General features: G+C 40.8%; 25 protein-coding genes. 5 read left to right on the top strand and 20 right to left on the bottom strand.

All coding sequences use genetic code 11. From position 1 onward, the window contains the following. Positions 1–126 precede the first annotated feature (126 nt). The 4 genes from ACSQ7D_RS04600 to ACSQ7D_RS04585 all read left to right on the top strand — a co-directional run bounded on the left by ACSQ7D_RS04600 (position 127) and on the right by ACSQ7D_RS04585 (position 7,217). Complete coding sequence (locus ACSQ7D_RS04600) at positions 127–3,054, top strand: SusC/RagA family TonB-linked outer membrane protein (protein ID WP_437135528.1); 2,928 nt, start codon at positions 127–129, stop codon at positions 3,052–3,054. 12 nt (positions 3,055–3,066) lie between these two features. Continuing rightward, positions 3,067–4,689 carry a RagB/SusD family nutrient uptake outer membrane protein gene (locus ACSQ7D_RS04595; RefSeq protein WP_437135527.1) on the top strand — a complete coding sequence of 541 codons (1,623 nt, stop codon included), beginning with the start codon at positions 3,067–3,069 and terminating at the stop codon, positions 4,687–4,689. 12 nt (positions 4,690–4,701) lie between these two features. After that, a complete protein-coding gene (locus tag ACSQ7D_RS04590) occupies positions 4,702–5,745 on the top strand; it encodes a SusE domain-containing protein (RefSeq protein WP_437135526.1) in 1,044 nt (347 codons plus the stop codon). A 62-nt stretch (positions 5,746–5,807) separates the two neighbouring features. Next, a complete protein-coding gene (locus ACSQ7D_RS04585; RefSeq protein ID WP_437135525.1) occupies positions 5,808–7,217 on the top strand; it encodes an alpha-amylase in 1,410 nt (469 codons plus the stop codon). A gap of 66 nt (positions 7,218–7,283) precedes the next feature. Here ACSQ7D_RS04585 and ACSQ7D_RS04580 read toward each other — a convergent pair whose 3' ends face one another. The 19 genes from ACSQ7D_RS04580 to ACSQ7D_RS04490 form a co-directional block, all read right to left on the bottom strand. Next, the gene (locus tag ACSQ7D_RS04580; protein WP_437135524.1) at positions 7,284–7,814 is read right to left on the bottom strand and encodes a hypothetical protein; all 531 of its coding nucleotides are present in this window, start codon (positions 7,812–7,814) and stop codon (positions 7,284–7,286) included. A gap of 6 nt (positions 7,815–7,820) precedes the next feature. Continuing rightward, the gene (locus ACSQ7D_RS04575; protein ID WP_437135523.1) at positions 7,821–8,321 is read right to left on the bottom strand and encodes a glycoside hydrolase family 73 protein; all 501 of its coding nucleotides are present in this window, start codon (positions 8,319–8,321) and stop codon (positions 7,821–7,823) included. Beyond that, a complete protein-coding gene (locus tag ACSQ7D_RS04570) occupies positions 8,321–9,292 on the bottom strand; it encodes a hypothetical protein (protein WP_437135522.1) in 972 nt (323 codons plus the stop codon). The genes ACSQ7D_RS04575 and ACSQ7D_RS04570 overlap by 1 nt, the downstream gene beginning before the upstream one ends. Then, the gene (locus tag ACSQ7D_RS04565) at positions 9,289–9,924 is read right to left on the bottom strand and encodes a hypothetical protein (protein ID WP_437135521.1); all 636 of its coding nucleotides are present in this window, start codon (positions 9,922–9,924) and stop codon (positions 9,289–9,291) included. The genes ACSQ7D_RS04570 and ACSQ7D_RS04565 overlap by 4 nt, the downstream gene beginning before the upstream one ends. A 17-nt stretch (positions 9,925–9,941) precedes the next feature. Then, positions 9,942–10,787, bottom strand: coding sequence for a hypothetical protein (locus ACSQ7D_RS04560; RefSeq protein ID WP_009418576.1), 846 nt, complete (start codon positions 10,785–10,787; stop codon positions 9,942–9,944). Positions 10,788–10,792: 5 nt separating this feature from the next. Then, positions 10,793–11,287 (bottom strand): hypothetical protein, encoded by a 495-nt coding sequence (locus tag ACSQ7D_RS04555; RefSeq protein WP_015781911.1) that lies wholly within the window; start codon positions 11,285–11,287, stop codon positions 10,793–10,795. Further along, positions 11,284–12,126, bottom strand: a complete 843-nt coding sequence (locus ACSQ7D_RS04550) for a hypothetical protein (RefSeq protein WP_015781912.1) — start codon at positions 12,124–12,126, stop codon at positions 11,284–11,286. Before ACSQ7D_RS04550 ends, ACSQ7D_RS04555 begins: the two co-directional genes overlap by 4 nt. A gap of 28 nt (positions 12,127–12,154) precedes the next feature. Further along, entirely contained in the window at positions 12,155–12,466 is a 312-nt protein-coding gene (locus ACSQ7D_RS04545; RefSeq protein ID WP_015781913.1) for a hypothetical protein, read from the bottom strand. Further along, complete coding sequence (locus ACSQ7D_RS04540) at positions 12,466–12,777, bottom strand: hypothetical protein (protein ID WP_009411055.1); 312 nt, start codon at positions 12,775–12,777, stop codon at positions 12,466–12,468. The genes ACSQ7D_RS04545 and ACSQ7D_RS04540 overlap by 1 nt, the downstream gene beginning before the upstream one ends. Before the next feature lie 28 nt (positions 12,778–12,805). Beyond that, a complete protein-coding gene (locus ACSQ7D_RS04535; protein WP_308765840.1) occupies positions 12,806–13,027 on the bottom strand; it encodes a hypothetical protein in 222 nt (73 codons plus the stop codon). A gap of 63 nt (positions 13,028–13,090) precedes the next feature. Further along, the gene (locus ACSQ7D_RS04530; RefSeq protein WP_437135520.1) at positions 13,091–13,582 is read right to left on the bottom strand and encodes a hypothetical protein; all 492 of its coding nucleotides are present in this window, start codon (positions 13,580–13,582) and stop codon (positions 13,091–13,093) included. After that, positions 13,579–14,544 (bottom strand): late control protein, encoded by a 966-nt coding sequence (locus ACSQ7D_RS04525; RefSeq protein ID WP_437135519.1) that lies wholly within the window; start codon positions 14,542–14,544, stop codon positions 13,579–13,581. Before ACSQ7D_RS04525 ends, ACSQ7D_RS04530 begins: the two co-directional genes overlap by 4 nt. Further along, the gene (locus ACSQ7D_RS04520) at positions 14,544–15,140 is read right to left on the bottom strand and encodes a DUF6046 domain-containing protein (protein ID WP_437135518.1); all 597 of its coding nucleotides are present in this window, start codon (positions 15,138–15,140) and stop codon (positions 14,544–14,546) included. The genes ACSQ7D_RS04525 and ACSQ7D_RS04520 overlap by 1 nt, the downstream gene beginning before the upstream one ends. A 3-nt stretch (positions 15,141–15,143) precedes the next feature. Beyond that, the gene (locus ACSQ7D_RS04515) at positions 15,144–16,757 is read right to left on the bottom strand and encodes a tape measure protein (protein WP_437135517.1); all 1,614 of its coding nucleotides are present in this window, start codon (positions 16,755–16,757) and stop codon (positions 15,144–15,146) included. A 24-nt stretch (positions 16,758–16,781) separates the two neighbouring features. Continuing rightward, positions 16,782–16,919 carry a hypothetical protein gene (locus ACSQ7D_RS04510; RefSeq protein WP_002674103.1) on the bottom strand — a complete coding sequence of 46 codons (138 nt, stop codon included), beginning with the start codon at positions 16,917–16,919 and terminating at the stop codon, positions 16,782–16,784. A gap of 32 nt (positions 16,920–16,951) precedes the next feature. Further along, complete coding sequence (locus tag ACSQ7D_RS04505; RefSeq protein ID WP_009411050.1) at positions 16,952–17,242, bottom strand: hypothetical protein; 291 nt, start codon at positions 17,240–17,242, stop codon at positions 16,952–16,954. An 81-nt stretch (positions 17,243–17,323) separates the two neighbouring features. Next, entirely contained in the window at positions 17,324–17,740 is a 417-nt protein-coding gene (locus ACSQ7D_RS04500) for a hypothetical protein (RefSeq protein ID WP_009411049.1), read from the bottom strand. Between the two features lie 174 nt (positions 17,741–17,914). After that, on the bottom strand, positions 17,915–19,087 hold the full coding sequence (locus ACSQ7D_RS04495; RefSeq protein WP_437135516.1) for a DUF2586 family protein: 1,173 nt from the start codon (positions 19,085–19,087) through the stop codon (positions 17,915–17,917). 134 nt (positions 19,088–19,221) lie between these two features. After that, entirely contained in the window at positions 19,222–19,785 is a 564-nt protein-coding gene (locus tag ACSQ7D_RS04490) for a hypothetical protein (protein ID WP_009421186.1), read from the bottom strand. 228 nt (positions 19,786–20,013) lie between these two features. Between ACSQ7D_RS04490 and ACSQ7D_RS04485 the strand changes: the two genes are divergently transcribed. Next, a complete protein-coding gene (locus ACSQ7D_RS04485) occupies positions 20,014–20,286 on the top strand; it encodes a hypothetical protein (RefSeq protein ID WP_009418684.1) in 273 nt (90 codons plus the stop codon). Between the two features lie 21 nt (positions 20,287–20,307). Here ACSQ7D_RS04485 and ACSQ7D_RS04480 read toward each other — a convergent pair whose 3' ends face one another. Continuing rightward, positions 20,308–20,514, bottom strand: a complete 207-nt coding sequence (locus ACSQ7D_RS04480) for a hypothetical protein (RefSeq protein WP_437135561.1) — start codon at positions 20,512–20,514, stop codon at positions 20,308–20,310. Between the last annotated feature and the right edge of the window lie 12 nt (positions 20,515–20,526).

Below are 20,526 nucleotides of genomic sequence, written 5' to 3'. Positions count from 1 at the left end.
CCAAGGGGAGGGAGTTTGGGAGGTTTATGTTTAAATTACTCCGTTTTCTGAAAAGTAAAAATCTTTTTAGATTGTCCCCTCTCCTTGGGAGAGGGGAACGGGGAGAGAAACTAAAATTTATTATATATGAAAGTAAAAATGAACAAACTACTTTGTACAGTAATGTTTTTCTTGTGCGTAGCTTTTGGTTATGCACAGCAAATCACTGTAAAAGGAACAGTGAAAGACGGCTCTGGACAACCTTTGATGGGTGCCAGTGTGCTTGTAAAAGGTACCTCTCACGGTACTGCTGCCGATTTTGACGGTAATTTTGAGTTAAAAGTAGACAAAGGGGTTACCCTTGTGGTCTCATCAGTAGGCTATAAAAGCCGAGAAGTAGCTGCTAAAGCAGGTACTATGAACATCGTTCTCCAAGAGGATGTACAACAACTCGGCGACGTAGTAGTTATCGGGTATGGAGCTGTAAGAAAAAAGGACTTAACAGGCTCTGTAAACTTAGTAACCGACAAAGACTTTAACAAAGCTCCTGCCGTAAATGCCGACCAGCTTATCCAAGGTAAAATAGCTGGGGTACAGATGACCTCAGCTAGTGGTGCTCCTGGTGAAGGACAAACTATCCGCATACGTGGTAATGGCTCTTTGTCCTTAACTTCTAACCCGCTAATTGTAATTGACGGTGTGCCAATGAACGATGGTGGCGTGGGTGGTTCTCGTAGTATCTTCAACTCTATCAACCCCGAAGATATCGAGAGTATGACCGTGCTAAAAGACGCTTCGTCTACCGCTATCTTTGGTTCACGTGCTGCCAATGGAGTTATTATGATTACCACCAAAAAAGGAAAAGCAAACCAAGATTTGAAGATTAGCTTCAATACTAGCATCGCCCTACAAGATGTAAACAAATACGTAGATGTAATGAATGCTAACCAATTCCGCCAAACAGTAAAAGGATTGAATAACCCTGCTGCCGAAGCGCTCTTAGGAAATGCCGATACTAATTGGCAAAAAGAAATCTACCAAACTGCTCCAATGAGCAATAGTACTTTGGTGCTCTCCGGCGCTTACAAAACTTTGCCTTACCGTGTGTCAGTAGGACATTCGTATGCCGATGGGATATTGCGTACCGATAACTTCAAACGTACCAATGCTAAAATTAGCTTGAACCCTACTTTCTTTGATAAATCATTGAAATTAGAATTGAATGCCAATGGTACTTATATGCAAAACCGTTTTGCTAATAAAGATGCTATTGGGGCAGCCGTAGAGTACGACCCTACTCAGTCAGTGTTTGGAGGTCTCGCTAAATACGGAGGTTATCACGCTTGGGTGAACCCTAATAATGGTAGCCGTTACGACTTAGCTCCTAACAACCCTATGGCAATGCTAAAGTTTTTAGACGATTCTTCTAAAGTGTATCGTTTTATTGGGAATGCCAAAGTAGATTATACCTTTCCTTTCTTTAAAGATATTACCGCTAGTGTAAACGTGGGTATTGATTACAGTAAAGGGGAAGGTGATAAAATAACCGACCGCCGTATGCCTACCTCTACTCCTGATTTCGACGGAGCTAAAACTACTTATACTAATAAAGCTACCAACAAGCTGTTTGATGCCTATATAAACTATATGAAAGACATCAAAGAAACTCATAATATAGGGCTAATGATAGGACACTCTTATCAGTCATTTGAGTTTGACGATAATTCTACTGATTACTCTTACTTCACTAACCCAGGTGATAACAAAGAGGTGCCTAACATCAACAAGAGCAGAAACGTATTGATGTCTTTCTTTGGTCGTGCAAATTATAGCTATAAGAATCGTTACCTTCTTACCGCTACCCTTCGTGCCGATGCATCTTCTAAACTAAACCCAGACGACCGTTGGGGTTACTTCCCTTCAGTAGCCTTGGCTTGGAACGTGAGCAACGAGAACTTCCTTAAAGACAACAAAACTCTTAACGAACTCAAACTGCGTTTTGGTTACGGTGAAGTAGGGAACGTAAATGGTTTGGGCGACTACCTCTTCCTTACCAATTACACCCGAAGCCAAGATGGCGCTTCTTACCAATTAGGAGATAGCTTCTATCAAACTTACCGACCTGGGGTAACCAATAAAAACCTACGTTGGGAAGTGGGGAATACCCTCAATGCTGGTATTGATTTTGGCTTGTTAGACAACCTCATCACAGGTACCCTCGATGTGTATCGCAAACAAACCAAAGACCTGATAGCCGAAACCACAATCGACCCCTTTACCAACTTCAAAAACCGTGTAAATGCCAATGTAGGGGATATGGAAAACAAAGGTATTGAACTTGGTTTAACCGTAACTCCTATCCGTAATATTGAGAAGAATATTCGTTGGAGTGTAAATTATAACATAGCTTACAACGAAAATAAGATTACCCGTATGCCCGACGACCAGCCTACTGGAGGTATCTCAGGAGGTACTGGTAACCGTGTACAACTACACCGCGAAGGTGAAACCCCTTACTCTTTCTTTGTATACCAACAAGTGTACGACGCACAAGGCAAACCCATAGAAAATGCTTTTGTAGATAGAAACGGTAATGGCAAAATAGACGAAGGCGACCGCTACTTGTACAAATCACCTTTTGCCCCTGTGACAATGGGCTTTGGTACCGATTTGAACTACAAGAATTGGGATTTAAACATCACTACCCGTGCAAATATCGGTAACTATGTGTACAATAACACCCAATCACGCTTAGACCAATTCGGCGAAATTACTGCTAACAGTGGTTTCTTGCGCAATATTAAAGCGAATAGTAATTTCCAACGCCATAACGACCAATCGTGGTTAAGCGATTACTACTTAGAGAATGCTTCGTTCTTCAAGTTAGACAATATCACCTTGGGATATACTTTCCCTCATACCGATAAAATGTACATTCGCCTCTATGGTACGGTGCAAAATGTATTGACTATTACTAAATACAGCGGTTTAGACCCAGAAGTATATGGTGGTATAGACAATAACTTCTATCCTCGCCCTCAAACTTACTTATTGGGCTTGAATGTTAATTTTTAATGAATATAGAGTATGAAAAAATATATTAAACATAGTATCTTTGGGGTAATATTAGCACTTTCGCTTAGTGCTTGTATGAAAGATTTAGACCAAGAGCCTATAGACCCCGATAGCTTTACTGAAAAAGACGTGTTTAAAAACGCTACTGAAGCTAAAGGTGCCTTAGCTAAAATTTATGCCTCATTATCGCTTACTGGGCAAAAAGGTCCTAGCGGTGATGGCGATATAGCAGGTGCCGATGAAGGTTCTACTGGATACACTCGTATGCAATTCTACTTACAAGTAGCCAGTACCGATGAGGCAATCATTCGCTGGAGTGATGCTGGTGTGCCCGACTTCCACAATATGAGTTGGACACCTGCTAACACCTTTACCAATGCCTATTACAACCGCTTGGGGCAACAAATTGCTTTTGCGAACTCGTTTATAGATAACGCACAAGCCTTAGCTTCTGACCCCGAAGTAGGTTATTATATTGCCGAAGCGCGCTTTATCCGTGCTTATGCTTATTACAACGTAATGGATGCTTTTGGAAAAGCACCTTTAGTAACCTCCTCTAAGGCAGATTTAAAACCTGCTCAAAACACACGTGCCGAACTCTTTAACTTCGTAGAAAGTGAGCTAAAGGATTTAGAGGGCAAACTAAAAGCCGCACGTGCTAATGAATACGGACGTGTAGATGTGGTAGCCGCTCAAGCGCTCCTCGCTCGTTTATACCTCAACGCTAAAGTGTATATAGGACAAGATAAATATACCGATTGTATTACCTATGCTAAAAAGGTAATTGCCTCTTCCTATAGCTTAAACACTACCGATGCCAATAACAATGGTACCGCTTACGATGAGTTGTTCCTTGCTGATAACAACAGCAATGGCGCTCAAAACGAGTTTATATTTTTAGCAAGTTTTGATGGGCTTAATACCAAAACCTATGGAGGTACAGCTTTCATTATACACGGAGCTACCGGAGGAAATATGAATGCTTCTTCCTTGGGTATTAACGACGGTTGGAGTGGTCTTACAGCTCCTAAAGAATTCGTTAATAAATTTGAGGTATCAGCACGCAATAGTAATAACGAGCCTACCGCTTGGAAAGACAAACGCGCGATGTTCTATACCGATGGACAAACCTATGAGAACACAGACTTAAAAGACTTTACAAAGTCAGGTTATGCCATTACTAAATTCAAGAACATAACCTCTACAGGAGCCGCAGGTAAAGACCCCGAAAAGAAATTCCCCGACACCGATTTACCGCTCATTCGCTTAGCCGAAGTATATCTTACTTATGCTGAAGCCGTGCTACGCGGTGGTACAGGAGGTGATAGAGCTACTGCCTTAGGTTATATCAACCAATTGCGTAGCCGTGCTTATGGTAACGCCTCTGGCAACATAGCCGATAGCAACCTTACCTTAGATTTTATCTTAGATGAACGCGCTCGTGAATTGTACTGGGAAGGATTGCGCCGTACCGACCTTATTCGTTATGGTAAATTTACAGGAGGTTCTTACCTTTGGTCTTTCAAAGGAGGTGCCGCTTCAGGTGTAGCAGTGCCCGATTATAGAAACTTATATCCTATTCCTCAAGATGCACGCACCGCTAATGACAACCTTACTCAAAATACAGGATACTAAAAAGAGAATACTATGAAAAATATACTTAAAACAGCAGCACTATGTATGGGGCTTATCTCATTGGTAGCCTGCGAAAAAGACGAAGAAAAGGCAACCCTTAATGCCGATGCCAAAATAGAGGCTTCCCTATCTACCGACAACGTAGTACTTACACAGGGCACCGCCTCTCAAACAGCTCTTACTGTTTCTTGGGAAACGAAAAACCTCAACATAAACCTTGCTCCTAAATATACCGTTAATTTTGTAAGAAAAGATGGAAAAAAGGAGAAATCTATTTCAGTTGAGAAATCCCCTCTTGCTATCACAGGTAAAGAGTTAAATGACTATCTTATAAGTGATTTAGAAATTACAGCAGGAACAACGACCGAAGTTACCGTAGCGGTAAGATTAGTCCTCAGCGACCAACGTAATTTTTCCTCCGAGCATAAATTGAAAGTAACCCCTTTCCTTGATGAAATCAAACCAAGCGATTGGGGAATAGCTGGTGATGGTGCTAACGGTTGGGATCCAGATAAAGGATTAGATATTAAAATGTGGAAAGGTGACGATGGTGCATTAGTAGCTTATGCTACTTTAAAAGCAGGTCACATCAAATTCCGTAAAGATAATAAGTGGGATCTTAATTACGGTGGAAGTAACGGTAAATTAGTGTCTGGAGGAACTAATATTGCTGTCTTAGCAGGTACTTATAAGATTACTTTCAACGAAAAAGCCCTTACTTATAGTATCGAAAAATACTCTTGGGGTATAGTTGGTAGCGGTGCTAATGGTTGGGACGAAAATAAGGATTTAGACATCAAGTTGTCTTACAATGGTGCTTTTAACCAATGGGAAGCTAAAAATGTTAGTCTAAAGGATGGAGAAATTAAAATCCGTTTAAATAACCAATGGGGTACAAACTTCGGTGCTGATAGCACTGATAACCCAGCAACCGCTCTTAGTGGTAAGCTTAAAGATGGTGGAAATAACATCAAAGTGAATGCAGGCACTTACAACGTTTCTTTCTCTTTTGATGTAAAAACCAAAGAAGGTACTTACAAGATAGAAAAATTATAACAGAATACAGGCTGTCCGACAGTGTCGGACAGCCTGTATTATATCATTTAAATACCAAAAATATGAAATATTATATATACCTTCTCGCAGGATTGCTGGCCTTTTCCTGCGATAAAAAAGGCAACAATGACGACCCAAAACCCCAAAATACAGTTCCCTTAGACCTTACTAAAATAGACAACGGCAATCGCGTAATGATGCAAGCCTTCTATTGGGACGTAGAACCCCGCGGAGAATGGTGGAATACCATTACCCCAAAACTCGCCGATTGGAAAGCCAATGGGGTAGACCGCATTTGGCTACCACCTGCCACCAAAGGGGCTTCTGGCGGCTATTCTATGGGCTACGACCCTTCTGATTATTTCGATTTTGGGGAATACAACCAACACGGCACTGTAAAAACCCGCTTCGGCTCACGCGCTGAACTCGAAAACCTTATCAGCAAAGCCCACGAAACTGGCTTGCAAGTAATTGCCGATATCGTTATAGGGCATAACAATGGCGGAGGCAAAGAGTGGAACCCTTACCGCAATAAGGAAACCTACACCCTTTTTGACGAGACGCACGGTAATGCTTCTGGAAGATTTAACCGCAACTATGAGTGCTTTCACCCTAATAAATATGCAACTTCTGACGAAGGAGCTGACTTTTACGGGGAACAAGACCTCTCGCATAAAGTGCCCTATGTGCGTGAAGAACTTTGGGAAAAAGATAACTCAATGGCTAAGTATTACAAAAATACAATGAAGTTTGACGGTTGGCGTTTCGACTATGTGAAGAGCTTTGGGGCTTGGGTAGTACGTGATTGGCTAAAAGCAGTAGGTGGTTTTGCCGTAGGTGAATTGTGGGACGGCAACCCCGAAACGCTTAAAAAATGGGTAGACGAGAGCGGTGCAAGTGCTTTCGACTTTGCCTGCTTTTATGCCCTCGAAAAGGCATTAGACCGCAATAAAGATATGCACGAACTAATGACCGATACCCACCCAATGCTTAGAACCTTGCGCCCCGAGAAAGCTGTTACTTTTACAGCTAATCACGATACCGAGAAAGACAAAATAGCGGACAATACTATTGCGCCTGATAAAAAACTAATGGCGTATGCTTATATTCTTACCCATAGTGGCTACCCTTGTATTTTCTATTCCGATTACGAAAATGAGGCTTTCAAAGCCAAGCTACAAAAGCTAATGCTCATCAACCGCAGTTTGGCAGTAGGCGAAGAGAAATTTCACTTAGCTTCTAATACGGAGTATGTAGCCTCACGTCTGGGCAACGAGAAAAGTCCGGGCTTAGTGCTCTTTATCAACAACAGCACTCTCCCTGCCAAGCGTACTATCACCACCCATTGGAAAAACAAAACCTTGATAGATTACTCTGGTAATAGTCATTTATTTTTTGTTACCGATGGCGATGGCAATGTAACCATACAAGTACCCGCCAATAGCTACACCGTGTGGTCAATAGGTAAATAACATAAAGTTATACAGATAAAAAAACGAGCTACCTCGCAATGAAGTAGCTCGTTTTTTACTTAAGTTTTAAATCTTCTGTTTAAAACGCTTGTATCTCCAATATACATAAGCTAAGACTACGAGCAATAACAACCAAAAAATATACCTTAATGGTGTACTTTGGGAGTGTTTTCGTATTTGCTCAGCTTGCTGTATTTCGTGCTTACGAACTTCAGTTTGAGCACTTGCGTAGGATTGCTTATAAAGAGTAGTATCAGCCTGCTGTAAGCTCTTAGAATGGGCTCTGATAGCTTTTATTTTCACCTTGCCATTGCGTACCCTTATAGTCTCACTATTGCCGTCCCGAGTGCGGGTATAGGTGAGTTCTTTAGCTTTGCCAAGGCTGTCTTTGTCGTTTTCGAGTTCAAGCTCGAAAGACGTGGCGGACAGATCAGACCATTCAGACTTGTAAGACTCCTGAACAAAGAGCTGGGAGCTATCTTTATTGGTGATAAAGTGCTCTTTCTGGACTTGCCTTTGTGTGTAGGTTTCTACTTTTTTGGTTCTGCAACCAATCACTGACAAAAGGAGTAACATTGATAATAAAACTCTTTTCATACATAGTTATTTTGCTTGTTCAATCATTTTAATCACTTTTTTCAAAGTATCCGCATAGTTAGGAGCGGTAGCGTAACCCGCTTTAGCAACCTCCTCTGCAAACTTATACGGGTTGCTTCTTACTAACAATGCCTTTGCATAGCGTTCGTTTTTGATGAAGAATTGAGCGTGGTCGGTGAAACTCTCTTCTGGGGTATCATACTTCCTAAACCAATCCCTCACCACGTACAAATATTTGCCGTCCGCACGCTTAGTAATGCTGATAATCTCAGGAAAAAATCCCTTTGTTACCATAGGCACGGAAAGTACCTCCGTAGTACGCACTAACTGCTTCTTGCTTGCAGGTGTATCCTTGCTAGCTTTCACGCCGAACATCATATTACCGGGCACATTCTTACCCCAGCCCGTCTCTAATGCCGATTGCGCCAGTATGAATAGGTGTGATATTCCCGTTTTACGCTGAGTCTCGAGGGCGTAAGGCTTGTATTTTGTTATAAATTCTTTCATTAGTTTATAATATTAATGACTATTCCAACTTCACGAGGGTCCGTCTGGTCAAGAGTTTGTTCATCGATGAGTTGTACATAGAAATTACATTTTACCTGGTTCTCTTCTATCCATACATTCTCTAACAGGACTCTTTCATAGGGTTCATAGGAGGAGGGAAGATAAGGTGTTGCTTCTTGGGTATATAGGTAAGCATCATATGACATACTTGATGAACCTTCTATCCGCCATCTATCGTTAGATATTCTTAAGGAATAAGAGGCGTGCAATTGAAGCCTGAATACAGTAAGTTCTCGTGCTATTCTGTTCTTCTCTTCCTCTGATAGGTCATTATGCCACTTGCCATTAGTATCTATTTCAAACAAAAAACTTTCGCTATTGTCTGAAAAATGAAACATTCGGTCGGAAGTATCTACATTATTGCCTTGCTGGGTATCGTACATAGAGATAGAGAGTGCACCATCAGGTACGTCTATCTTTCTTAATATAATATCAAATAAGGAGTTGTGCAAATTGCGCACTTCAAAAGGGGTAGGGTAGGAAGGTACAGAGCACAAGAAATTACATATCTTTCGCTCCTCTCTTTCATATACAGTTTGTACCTCATAAAATAGATCGTCACTTTTAAATTTTATAAGGGTTTGTGTATAGTCTTCTGAAGTGAGTATCTTATTGTAGGTAAAGAACTGTATATTAGAAATGTTAAAGGTATTGGGTAGCTCCCAATCCTTATCAAAGGTGCATTCATAGGAATAGATACCTTGTAACTCGTCCTTCAACAATAGGCGCACCTTCATTTCAATATTTTTACTTTTCTTTTGCTCGTTCTCGTAATATAAGACACACGCTAACCTGTCAATATCAAAGAATTGGGTGTTCGCATAATATAGGGAAACAGTAAAGGTAACATCTTTCACGTTCAATTGAGAGGCTCCTTTTATACCAAAGTTGTAAAACAGTTGTGGATTCATTGCTTGTTATTTACATTGCTAATTACTTCTGTGCCACAAACTACAAGGCTGGCGGTACTTCCTTTTGCGCCTGTGATACTACTATCGCCTACAAGGGTTTTGCCTGTGAAGAGAATGCTTGCGCTTCCTGCTTTAACAACCGATAACAAAGCGTTGTCGGGGAAAGTACTAAAGTCTAAGTTTATGTCGGTGTCGTTGTTACACCTAAGCACTCTGCCCGCGTGTTCTTTGCTAAGTATGGTGTTATCGGTAACTTCAAGGGCTAAGCCGAAGATTTCCTTATCTATTTTCGAGGTGATAAGGTCGCTGAGCTGGCGATGGTTTTTTAACTCGGTTACAATTTCCTGCAAGGTATCAAGACTCACATCATCTACCTGCAAAATGGTGTTAATGTCTTGTATTTGTTTCTTCACCTCATCAAATAACACCTTATGTGCCTGTGTATCGTTTAGGTGATTACTCAATTGTTCAGCTGAAGCCGTGCCTTCTACGAGTTTGTCTAAGCCCTCTACGCTTGCCATTGGTATCTTTTCGCTCTTGTGCCAAAAACTATCCAACCAAGCCCAAAACTGCTCTTGTGTTGGTTTTTTAAGGTTAGAAAACCACTGTTTTAATGTTTCTATTGCTGTCATATCGTTTAGTTTAAAAATTAAAATCCTACAAATTCTATAAAACGAATCACTCGGTAAGGAGGCATATTATTGTGAGGTTTTTCACCTCCACTAAATATCGTTGTTCTATCCATTTCTAATCCTCTATTATCGTGATCAGTATCTCCCGAACCAATACCCCCGTGAATATAAACTGTCCCTCCATTTTCAGAATAATATATATCTTTATAAGGTATCGTCAGTTTAGGCATTTCTGCAACTGTAAGGGTATGTTCCAATTCACCTCCTGCAAATAATATTTGTTCTAATCGGTAGCTACTGTTACCATTGGGATCATAGCCCACAGCCATACGTCCTCGTAAAGGTTCATATTCTCGCCAACCTTCTGGTAAAGGAATGTTAGCTGGTTTTCCCCATATTGCCACCAACCCCAAGGGCACTGTTTTCTTTACACGTTCCTCCAATTTCTCCAAGCGTTTCAACAAAGAGGTTTCTTCTGTAAAAGATTTCTCTTCTATTTGTCTGTTACTTAACACTCGTCTGAAGCTCTCCCACGGATAACTCTTTGTACTACTGCCAAAAGTAGCTACTTTCTCCACAAGTACTGTTTTCTGTGAGCCGTCTTCAAAAATTTTAGACGTATTCACTTCTTTAATGAATACGTGAGAGCCAAGTGTCGTACCCTGAAAAGGGTATATTTCTCCTTCAATGGCTACTACTCCGTCTGACACCGTGTTCCCTACTACTTCACACCCCGAAAGAATAATTAAATCTCCTGAAATACCACTCATTGCATTGAATATCTTATAAGCATTCTGCATATAACTTAATACATCGGTAGTTAGTGGGAAACCTCCCGTTTGGTTTACATTAATACTGTTCATAATTTCTATACTTCTATAATATATCGTTTACTCGCTAATTTGTAAAAGTCTATTAGGGCTTCTATCTCAAAGAAACGGTACTTACCTATTTCACTTGTAGGAATCTTCTTCGCCTCCCATATCTCCAAAGGTATTTTTACGATAAAGTCTACTCCTGTATCGCTGTAATCTACCTCACGATGTAAATACATAGTCCCTAAAAACTTCGGTTTTTGTTCTCCTTCAGTATAAAGATACTGTCCTTTGTACTGATTGCCGTCCCATATGCGTATACGCCGTTGCTCAATGTCGAATGCATCATTTAGCGCTTTGCGTAAGTAACACACTTGTCCATTCAGTCCAAGTTTCTTAATATCCAAATATCTCTTCTGAATAAAGTCATAATACAACTGACTGATAGGAGCACTAAGCGTTCTTATCCATCCTACCATTCTTGCTTTTCGCAAAAAAGAAGGTATAAGTAGAATGACCAATTTTTCTATTTTGAAATTAAATATCATTTTGTGATGTATTTTATTTGTGAAGCATTCCAGTCTACCTCAAAGTAACCACTTTGCGGTATTTGGGTAACTCCTATGTTTTGTAATGCTCCATAGCCTTTGGTCTCGGGGTCTATCCACGCTGTTTTGAGTTCTTTTAAGTGGGGTATTTTCACCCCATTGGCTTGTTGCAAAGCGTCTACAAGGTGCGCTACAATAAGTTCACCGTTAAAAGGTAAGTTTTTAAGATAACCCTCTATGGCTTCTTGTATAGGGCGTTTGCCGTAAAGCACATCGCTTCCATTACTATCTAATACTAACGGGTCGTAATACACATCAAGGTTCAGAACAAGCTTATCAGGCAGATAATTAATAACCGTAGTGCGTACTCCAGCATCTTTAATTTCTGATAAATAACCGCTAAAGGCATTTTGTTCATCTGCTGTAATAGGCTGTAATCGTCCCCCGTTTTCAGTGGCTATCTTTACTATCAACCTACCGTCATTACTCTCCACCACTGCCGAGTATTTTATAATCTTACTCGCCTCTACCTGTTCCTTTGTCTTATCTTTGTTGTTAAACTTATCGCTGTCGGGTAAGAGGTCAAAACCATACTGAAAGGCAAGTGCTTTACTTCTATACCACCGTGCAGTATGAGGTTTTAATTCAGTAAGGCGTTTATCAATATCTGTCCTATGTAAGTCGAATAACTTTTCTAAGCTCCAAATAGCTACCGAGATAATATAAACCCACAGTCGCCATATAGCTACTCTTGAGTTTGAGTTAAGTCCGTTTAGAGCTTCTTCTCGCTCTTTCGCATTATAGATAATCTGTTGTATTTCTTGTATTGTACGTGCCATAATTCCGTAAATAGTGAAAAGTGAATAATTACTGTCCGTCGTGACTCACGACAAAATCTAAGTTTATCGCCCATATGCTAATACCTTCTTGGCGTTCGCTTATTCTTTTGTCCTCTTGCGTAAAAGCAGTTGCAGGCTGTATCTTCTTTGCGATGTAGTAGGTCAAAATATCTTTATTAGTGAATGATTCTGTAGGTATTGTTAATACTTTTCCTGCTAACACATCATCGGTAATACTCAAATTGTTGAGCATTGCCAATTCAAAGATGCTTTCAATAGTTCCTGTGTGCTGTAAAGCAAGGTCTAAAAGACTCTGATTATGTAAAACTACTACTTGCATTATTCTTTTGATTTTCCATTTAGTTGCTTGTATTTCTTTAATTCAGTTAATAGCCCTTCAACAGAGTTTTCTAAATCTTTAATACGCTGATTTGCTTTTTTGAGCTCCTCAATAGCACTTGCGTATTTAGCCCCTAAATCTTCTATCATTTCTCGATAGATTTTCACGGCTTTATCCACATTCTCAAGTTCGCTGGTCTGTAGTTCCATACGTTGCTTGGGTCTACCAAAGAACCAACCAGCTACTCCCGATAGTACCATTCCTATAAACGATACAAAATGCTCTTTAAGTCCTTCTATGATTATTCCCATTGTGTTATTATAATAATTTACTAATCTACTAATTAATCGTTCCTTTTCCTATACCAGTAGTAACTCCTGTATAAGTGCCTGCCAGTACAGGTATGCCCGTTTGAACTATTACCTCTCCACTCTTTACATAAGCTTCAATGAGAGAGGCAAGTCGTTCGGCATATTCTTCCATTCCTGCTTCTGTTTTAGTAAGCATTTCTTGTTGCAGGCTTATAATCCCTGCTTTTAGTGCTTGTTTATCTAATGCCATAAGTTTAGTGCTTAGTTTTTAGTAGTCAGTTGCAAGAACTTGCAACTGACTACTAACTACTGATTACTGTAATAATTTGTTTATCTTATTATTAATCTTCTCAAACTTCATCACATTGTTCGGAGAAAAATTTCCTACACCCGAAGGTGTTTGTATCACCGCGTTTTTAAGTTCCGTTAGAAGCTCGTTTAAAAGACTTTTTAAATCCACTTCCCCGCGTTGCAAGTGCAAGCCTGCTTTGTCTATTGTAAGCTGTGTTTCTTCTATACGTAAGCTCACGCTCTCTATCTCACTATAAGCCACCACGTAGTAGCGGTTCTCATCTTCCCCAATCGAAGCTATCAACACACTACTCCCCTCCTTGGGGAAGAGATAAAACCGCTCAGCATTATCGTTAATCACCGAAGCTAAGCGCACGGTATATTGTAGCTCGTCGTCCTTCACCTCACACGTGCCTTGTGCTTTGTCTACCGATACCACTTCTACGGCTATGGTAGGTGTTTTGCGTCTTCCTATCTGCCTAAGCCCTTCTGCTAATTCTCTGTCTATACTCATAATTTTGCTCCTATGGTTACTTGTCGACGTGCGCCATTACGTCCGAAGGTAATTTCTACTTTCTTAATAAAGTAACGTTCGTCTATCTCTTTCAATTCATTATCTATCATATGAGCTTGCATACCCCTCGTCGCAAAAGGGACCAAGAAACTCGTTATAGAGCCGTCAAAGCCATCATATTTCAGCCTTTCCATCTCGGCTCTTGCCATTTCTCGTAGCTTAGGTTCCTCACTCACTACCGAAGTATGAAAGGTTCTTAGCTCACCATCAGGATCACCCTCTTCCACTGTCTTCTTTTTATTGTTTTTGTCGATATAAGTGTAACGTACTTTCAGTTTGCGTTCCTCCTTAGTCCTATACTCCAAATCATTGGCAACAATATTGTAATTGAGGTCATAGCGTGCTGTTTGCCCTATATTGGTAAGCTCCGAAAGTCCTGCGTACAGCTTGCCTTCATCATTGATAAACACGCTTAGCCTAAACTCTTCTTTCAGCTTCTCCAATACCTGCGTACCGTTCGCATTGCGAATAATCCACTGGTCTAACTGCATTTCTGGAATATTGTCCGCCAGCACAATAGGCGTGTCCTTCACAACTTCCTGCAATACTTCTCTAAGTGTTGTTTTTTGCCACGATTTGCTGATATTTTTACGTCTAAGTAAGTACATAGCGTCTTCACACTCTATGCTTACAGGAACGCTCGGTTTAACCTTCTTTACATAACCTTCAAACTCCACTCCGCTATACACACCCTCATAAGCAAGAGTAACGCTCACTTTGTCACCCACCTTGATAGCCTTTTCAGTATAAAGGCTTTCGCCCCCTTTGGCTACTTTAAAATGGGTTGGCAGTTCAATTGTACAGGTGTCCGCTAATTCGTCTACCGATTTGGTGATTTTAACGTTGTGTACTGCTCTAAAAGTGTAATCACCTATCTTTATAATCGCTTGTAATACAAACATTAGTATATCTTGTTAAGTTGGGTTCGTTTCTCGTCTAATTCCGCATAAAAGTCCATATCCGATACAGCTTTAATGGTGTACTTCTGTATACCCTCTTTGCCTTCCATTTCCTCAAAGCTAATATCTTTGAGCACGATGTTACGAATATCAAAAAGAGTAAAGAGCTTATTGCCTATCACCTCCAAACTCTCATTCTTTTCAAACAATTTGTTAAGGCTTTGTACTTGTGCCGTAGGATATTGATCGGGATTTTCTGGGTCTATACACAGTCCTCTTATGGTAATTTGCCAATCTTCAGTAGTGATATATTCCTTGACCTTACCTTTGCGTTGTTTGCCTACCGTTGCCGTTTCTACAATGGTTTTAGTAAGCGAAAAACTCACCAAAGGCTCATTGGGGAAAACAGTCTGGTCCCCCGATTTATCAGCCACTTTTAACGTCATAAAATACTGACTGCCATTACTGCGTGCCTCACTAATGTTAAACAAACTCGGCAGTACAAATTTTGTCTTATTGTTTGCCCACCACTGCGGAAATGCTGGACCTACATAGTCCAAAAAAGCCCGTGCGGTGAGTTCTTTTATATCAAATTCCATAAATTACACTGTTTGCATTTGGTTTACACTGTTCACAATTCTCAGAAGCTCTTCTTTCAGTTGCACCCCAAAGTTTTCCACTCCTTCCCGTACCGATGATACGTACACTTTGGTATCCGTGCCCAAGTTGCCTATCTGTATGTTGATATGCGTTTGACGGGCACCTCCTGTTACAATATTATCTTTGGTTTTATTACCCATCTCTGAAAAAGGTGTGCTGGCAATAGGTGTTGCTAACGGACTTGTTTTTTGTCCCGTTTGTCCTATGCCTAACTTGCCCATTAGCCCGTCTTTCACACTCGAAAGGCTCTTAAACTCCAAAGAGTTCCACGCTTTACCAAAATATTCTTTTGCTTTAGCTCCTGCCTCACCTGCTTTTTTATAGCCTTCTGCTACCGATTTAGCACGTTCTTGCAAGTCGTTTTGTATTTGGCTTATCATCGCTTGGTTCTCTTTACTATCTCCCAAACCTACAGCCTCTTTAAACTTATACCAAGCCAACTTACAGAGGTCTATACCTGCCATAAAAGCATTGACCGCCGTATTCCAATGGGCTTTGTAGGTGAGAATAAAGGCTTCCCACAAGTATTTCATTCCTTGCACAGTGTTATCCCACGCTTTGCCCCAACCGCTCACGCCTACAATACAATAAGTGATGATAGCAATAAGAGCCACGATGCCTGCTATAATCAATACAACAGGATTAGCTAAAAAAGCTAAGTTCGTTTTAATCACTGCCCACGATAGTCGGTTCTGCCACGCCGCAGCAATAGCCATATAAGTGTTATGCAATGTGATAGCTGTAATAAATACTCCTAACACTCCTGCAATACCAAGGATTATGGGGTTTCCCTCTTGAAGTTTTTGAATAAACCAACTCAATCCGTCATTCAAAGCACCAAATACCATCGTAGAAAGTGCTACCAACGGAATCAGCAACGGACTTATAACCTCATATACTTTTACAGCTATAGATTGTATCGAAGCCATTAAAACTGTAAACCTGCCTTGTAGTGTGCTGTTCACATTCTCAGCTCCTTGATAAAAATCTCCTTGTGCGTCAGTTGCCCATCGGAAAGCCTCAGCCAACTCTCTTGCCGAAATTCCTCCTTTGTCCATTCGCTCTTGCAGAGAGGTCATAGTCTCGCCCGTCCGCTCACTTATCACTTGCAAAGGATTAAATCCTGCCTGTTGCATCTGTGTGAGTGTCGCTTCTTGCAACTTCCCTTGTGTGGTCACTTTGGCAAAGGCAGTAGCCAAGGTTTCTATCTTTTTGCTATCCCCCAAGGCAATATCTCCTATTTGTTTGAGCATTCCTAATGCTCCTTCAGGAACCAACCCTGCTCCCATCAAACTCTCTTGAGCCTTCACAAGCGATGGTACTTCATAAGCCGTTTGCCCACTGTATTGTGTGAGATTCTGATGTATTTCTTGTGCCTTTTGCATATTACCTTGCACAAAAGTAGCCAGACTCATCTTTTGGGTGTCTGCCGTAAAACCTTGCTTAAATATTTTCTGTAAAGACGAGATAGGGTCTATAATGTTATTAACCACTTCCTTTAACCTTTTAGTCTGATCAAAGAAAGAAGATATCGTGTTTTTTGGATTTTCTGCCATTTATAAACTTTTTTCTTTACTTTTTTATTCTCCGTACGATTCGCTCTCCTTTTGGCGAATCCATTCCAGCTCTTTCACTCGCATAGCCCACTCAGTATCATTGAGGGCATCGGGATTGGCAATGTGCATATAGTAACGCAGTGAGGCATTGGTAATACGCAACCAATCCCGAGGCTCGTCAATTTCCGCACTGCTTAAAGCTTTTCCAAGGTAGCTTCCTTAATTTGTATCAATTCGCCAAGCTTACTGCTTGCCGAAAGGAAAAGTGCATCATCAGTCTTAATCTCTTCATCTCCTCCCAACCAACAGTTGGTAAGAATAGCCTCATTAAACTTCATCGGGTCTTTCGTTGCCAATGTCGAAGCATAACTCAGGGTAGCGCGGTCAGGCGTTCTCAAGTATGCCACTTTGTCATCTACTCGCAATACAAATACTTCCTTGTACTTCGCTTTCCATTGTTTGATTTGTTCTTTTGTTACGTCCATTTTTTATCAATTTGCTAATTTTCTAATTTCCCCGCCTGTCTGGCTCGCACTCGCTTGTCGTGCTATGACTGTGGCTCACACTTACGATTGGCGTTTTACATCAGTGAAGATAATAGGAAGCTCTACAACCATATTTTTATCCCCCTGCTTCATTGCCTTTTTCACTTCGGTAAATTCCACATTCTTGAGAATATCGGTTACTATTTGTCCACCTTCTGAGGGAACGTAAGCAACAACCAAGTCGAAGTTAAGGTTCAAAATGTCGTTGTTTTTGGCATCACGCGTCATTGCTTCCAATTCACTTTGCCAAATGCTCAACTTCCCTTCAAAACTGTGATTACCTCTTACAATGCTCAAAGGTTTACTCCCACGTCCGTAAAGCGCCGATTTTTCTTTTTTCTCAGTGTATTCTACTTCTGTCACCCCAGCAATAATACGCCCTCCAAAGGCAATCGAAATATCGCTCCACGCATACTGTTTACTACTAAATGTTCCCATTTTTTTCTAATTTATTAATCTACTAATTTATTTATTTGCTAATTTTCTGCCTGTCGTGCTACGACTAATTTGCTAATTTTCTGCCTGTCGTGCTACGACTAATTTGCTAATTCTCTGCCCGTCGTGCTACGACTAATTTGCTAATTCTCTACCTGTCGTGCTACGACCTCACACCTAATTTTCTTCTTTCTTTGTGGTAAAACCAATATTCACCTCAATAAAATCAGCATAACCCACAGGGAGGAGTTTTAGCCCTACTACCACTTTACCTGTTTGCAACACCTTCTGTTCAGGGTCTATATTGATGTTCACTGCCGATAGCTCCCCTTTCGAAACCATTTCGCTCTGCAAAGTGTTCTCCAACTTGGTCTGCCAACTCTTGATAATAGCAGGGTGAATGCTTCCCTCTTCTGAAAGCAAGACCTCATCGCTTAATTCCTCTACCAAAGCCCCATAAGCAAGAAGTAACGCCTTGTCCATTACCAATCCACTGCTGAGACTCTTAAAATCATCAGTAGGTTTGGTAAGCGTATTATCTCCTGAAAAATAGTAGCCTGAACGCCCTACGAAGGTGCGAAAGAAAATATACCCTTTGTCGTCTAGGGTGTCCCACTGGTCAGCTTTGCTGTCAATAGTAGTTCCGTCAGTAAAATAAGCCACCAATGGCAATACACTACCGTCCTTCACGCGGTGAATTTTGCGCTGTACGGGTATAGCACTCATTTTTCCTAAGAACAAACCTACTGATGCTTCTTTCTCCTTATCGTCATTACCGATAAAGCAAGCCACTTTGTTGAGTTCGTTTTCCGAGAAATTAGTAAGGTCAGCTACTTTGCCGTTCCAGCTATTGCCCGATACCACTACTCTAAAAGGCATATACTTCTTTTCAAAATGCTCAGCAATAGCTTGTGCTTTCACTACGGCTGTTTGTACATCAGTGTCTAAGCCGGCAGCAATAGTTTCGCTACCAGTTGCTTTTTTCACCACACCCAATACCCTAATAGCACCTTTGGCATCAGCTATGAGAGTTGGAGCAAAAGCACCGTCTTTGTCAAGCATTGCAGTCATAGTCGTAGCGTCCGATACGAGCATTACCCACAGAGGTGTACCCGTAGGAGCTTGGTCGTAAAATGCTTTAATATGCTTGTAAGCAAAAGCATTTTCAGCCTCCGAAATACCCAATGCTACGACTTCGTTTAAGGAAAATACTTGGTACGATTTCCCGAGTTCTACCTTACTGGCTACTCCACTGCCTGTAATAATAAGACCAGTAACTTTTTGAATGTTATTGCCTGTACGGTTCATACCATCCTTGGCAATGTTAAATAATACTTTTGGTAATCCCATTTTTTAATTATGTGTTTTTGTTAATTATTTAATAAATGTCCCCCTACCCCTCCCTTATTATATCCTTAATTGTAACTCTACTAATAAAAAGGCAAAATAGTTAAAAACAACTGTTCTCTATTAACTCTCAATCGTTAAAGGCTTTCCTCTTTTTTAGAATTGTTACCAGGGCGGTCAGTAGCGGTTACTATTATTTTATCACCTGTAAGCGAAGGATTAGTAACCGTAGTGGTGTACACCCATTTGCCCTGTACAAGAGTGGCGCTACCTTCTTCCACAAGAGTAGCATCGTGGTCTTCAATACGCACTTTCACAGCTACGACCTTAAAAGCATCGCCCGCCTCTATCATTATTTTCTCTCCTGTGGCACTACCTGTATAGCCTGAATGGTCTATATGGGTAATTTTAGGAGCGCGCAAATAGTCAGTCATCGCCATATTATAAGCCGATACATTCCTGCGCTTTTTAGCCTCTGCTGTATAATCCTCTTTTAGCGAAGGGTCTTGCAAAGCGTTTTTGGCATATGCCGAAGCGCGTATAAATCTCTCTTGTTGTGCTTTCTGAGAAGCACTGGGAGCTTTGGTGTGTGAAGGAGGGGTAGCGACAATAGTTTCTCCTCCGCGTTGGCGAAATACAAACACTTTCCCTACTTTACCACTAAGCCCTGTAATGGCATAGTTTGATTTACTTTTTCCCATTTCTTTAATTTTTTTTGTTATACATTATTTTAATTGTAAGTGCACTTCTATCGTTTGTTTTACGGTGCAAAATTCCGGCGGTTTTTTCAGTTCTGAAAATCGGCAAACAAGCCTTGTACTTATTTTCACCAACCATTGTACTAATTTGGTACAAGCGTTGAACGTCTTTTTCCTTACCTCATCTATATGTACGACCTTTGCACCATCAACAAATAACAAATGTGTAAAATGAAAGATTTACTCTTAATCAAAAACGATTTGCACCTTGCTGAAGGTGATTTTCAAGTAGGCTTATCTGAGCCCCAACATCAAAAAGCTATTCTTACTGCCGAAAAAGGACAGTGGAAAGAGCACCCCGAAGTGGGGGTGGGTATTGCCCAAATGCTCGCCGACGACCTTTATACCGAAATGCTTATTGAGGTAAAAAAGCAATTGGAGTACGACGGTATACCCGTGAAAAACGTAACTCTTACCCCTCAGGGCTCACTGCTGATAGAGTAATAGTTCTCCCTTTTGTGGGGACTATCTTTCGGCATAACCGCCCTGAAAAGAAAGTATTGCTACAATAGTACGAGGTGATAAAAACATAATGTTCGCCACCTCCTCTACAAGAGCATCTACCTTCCACTGAGGGTGCTTGGCACTCAGTTCTTCAAAAAGTTGACGCACTTTTTCATTGCGTTTTTGCAAGCGTTCTTTGCGCTGTTGTGTATTATTATCACATTTCATATGTTTCATTTT

The sequence above is a fragment of the Capnocytophaga sp. G1920 genome (genome assembly GCF_051417515.1).
Note: the sequence above shows the minus strand (reverse complement) of the source record. Positions and strands in the feature narration are given on the sequence as shown.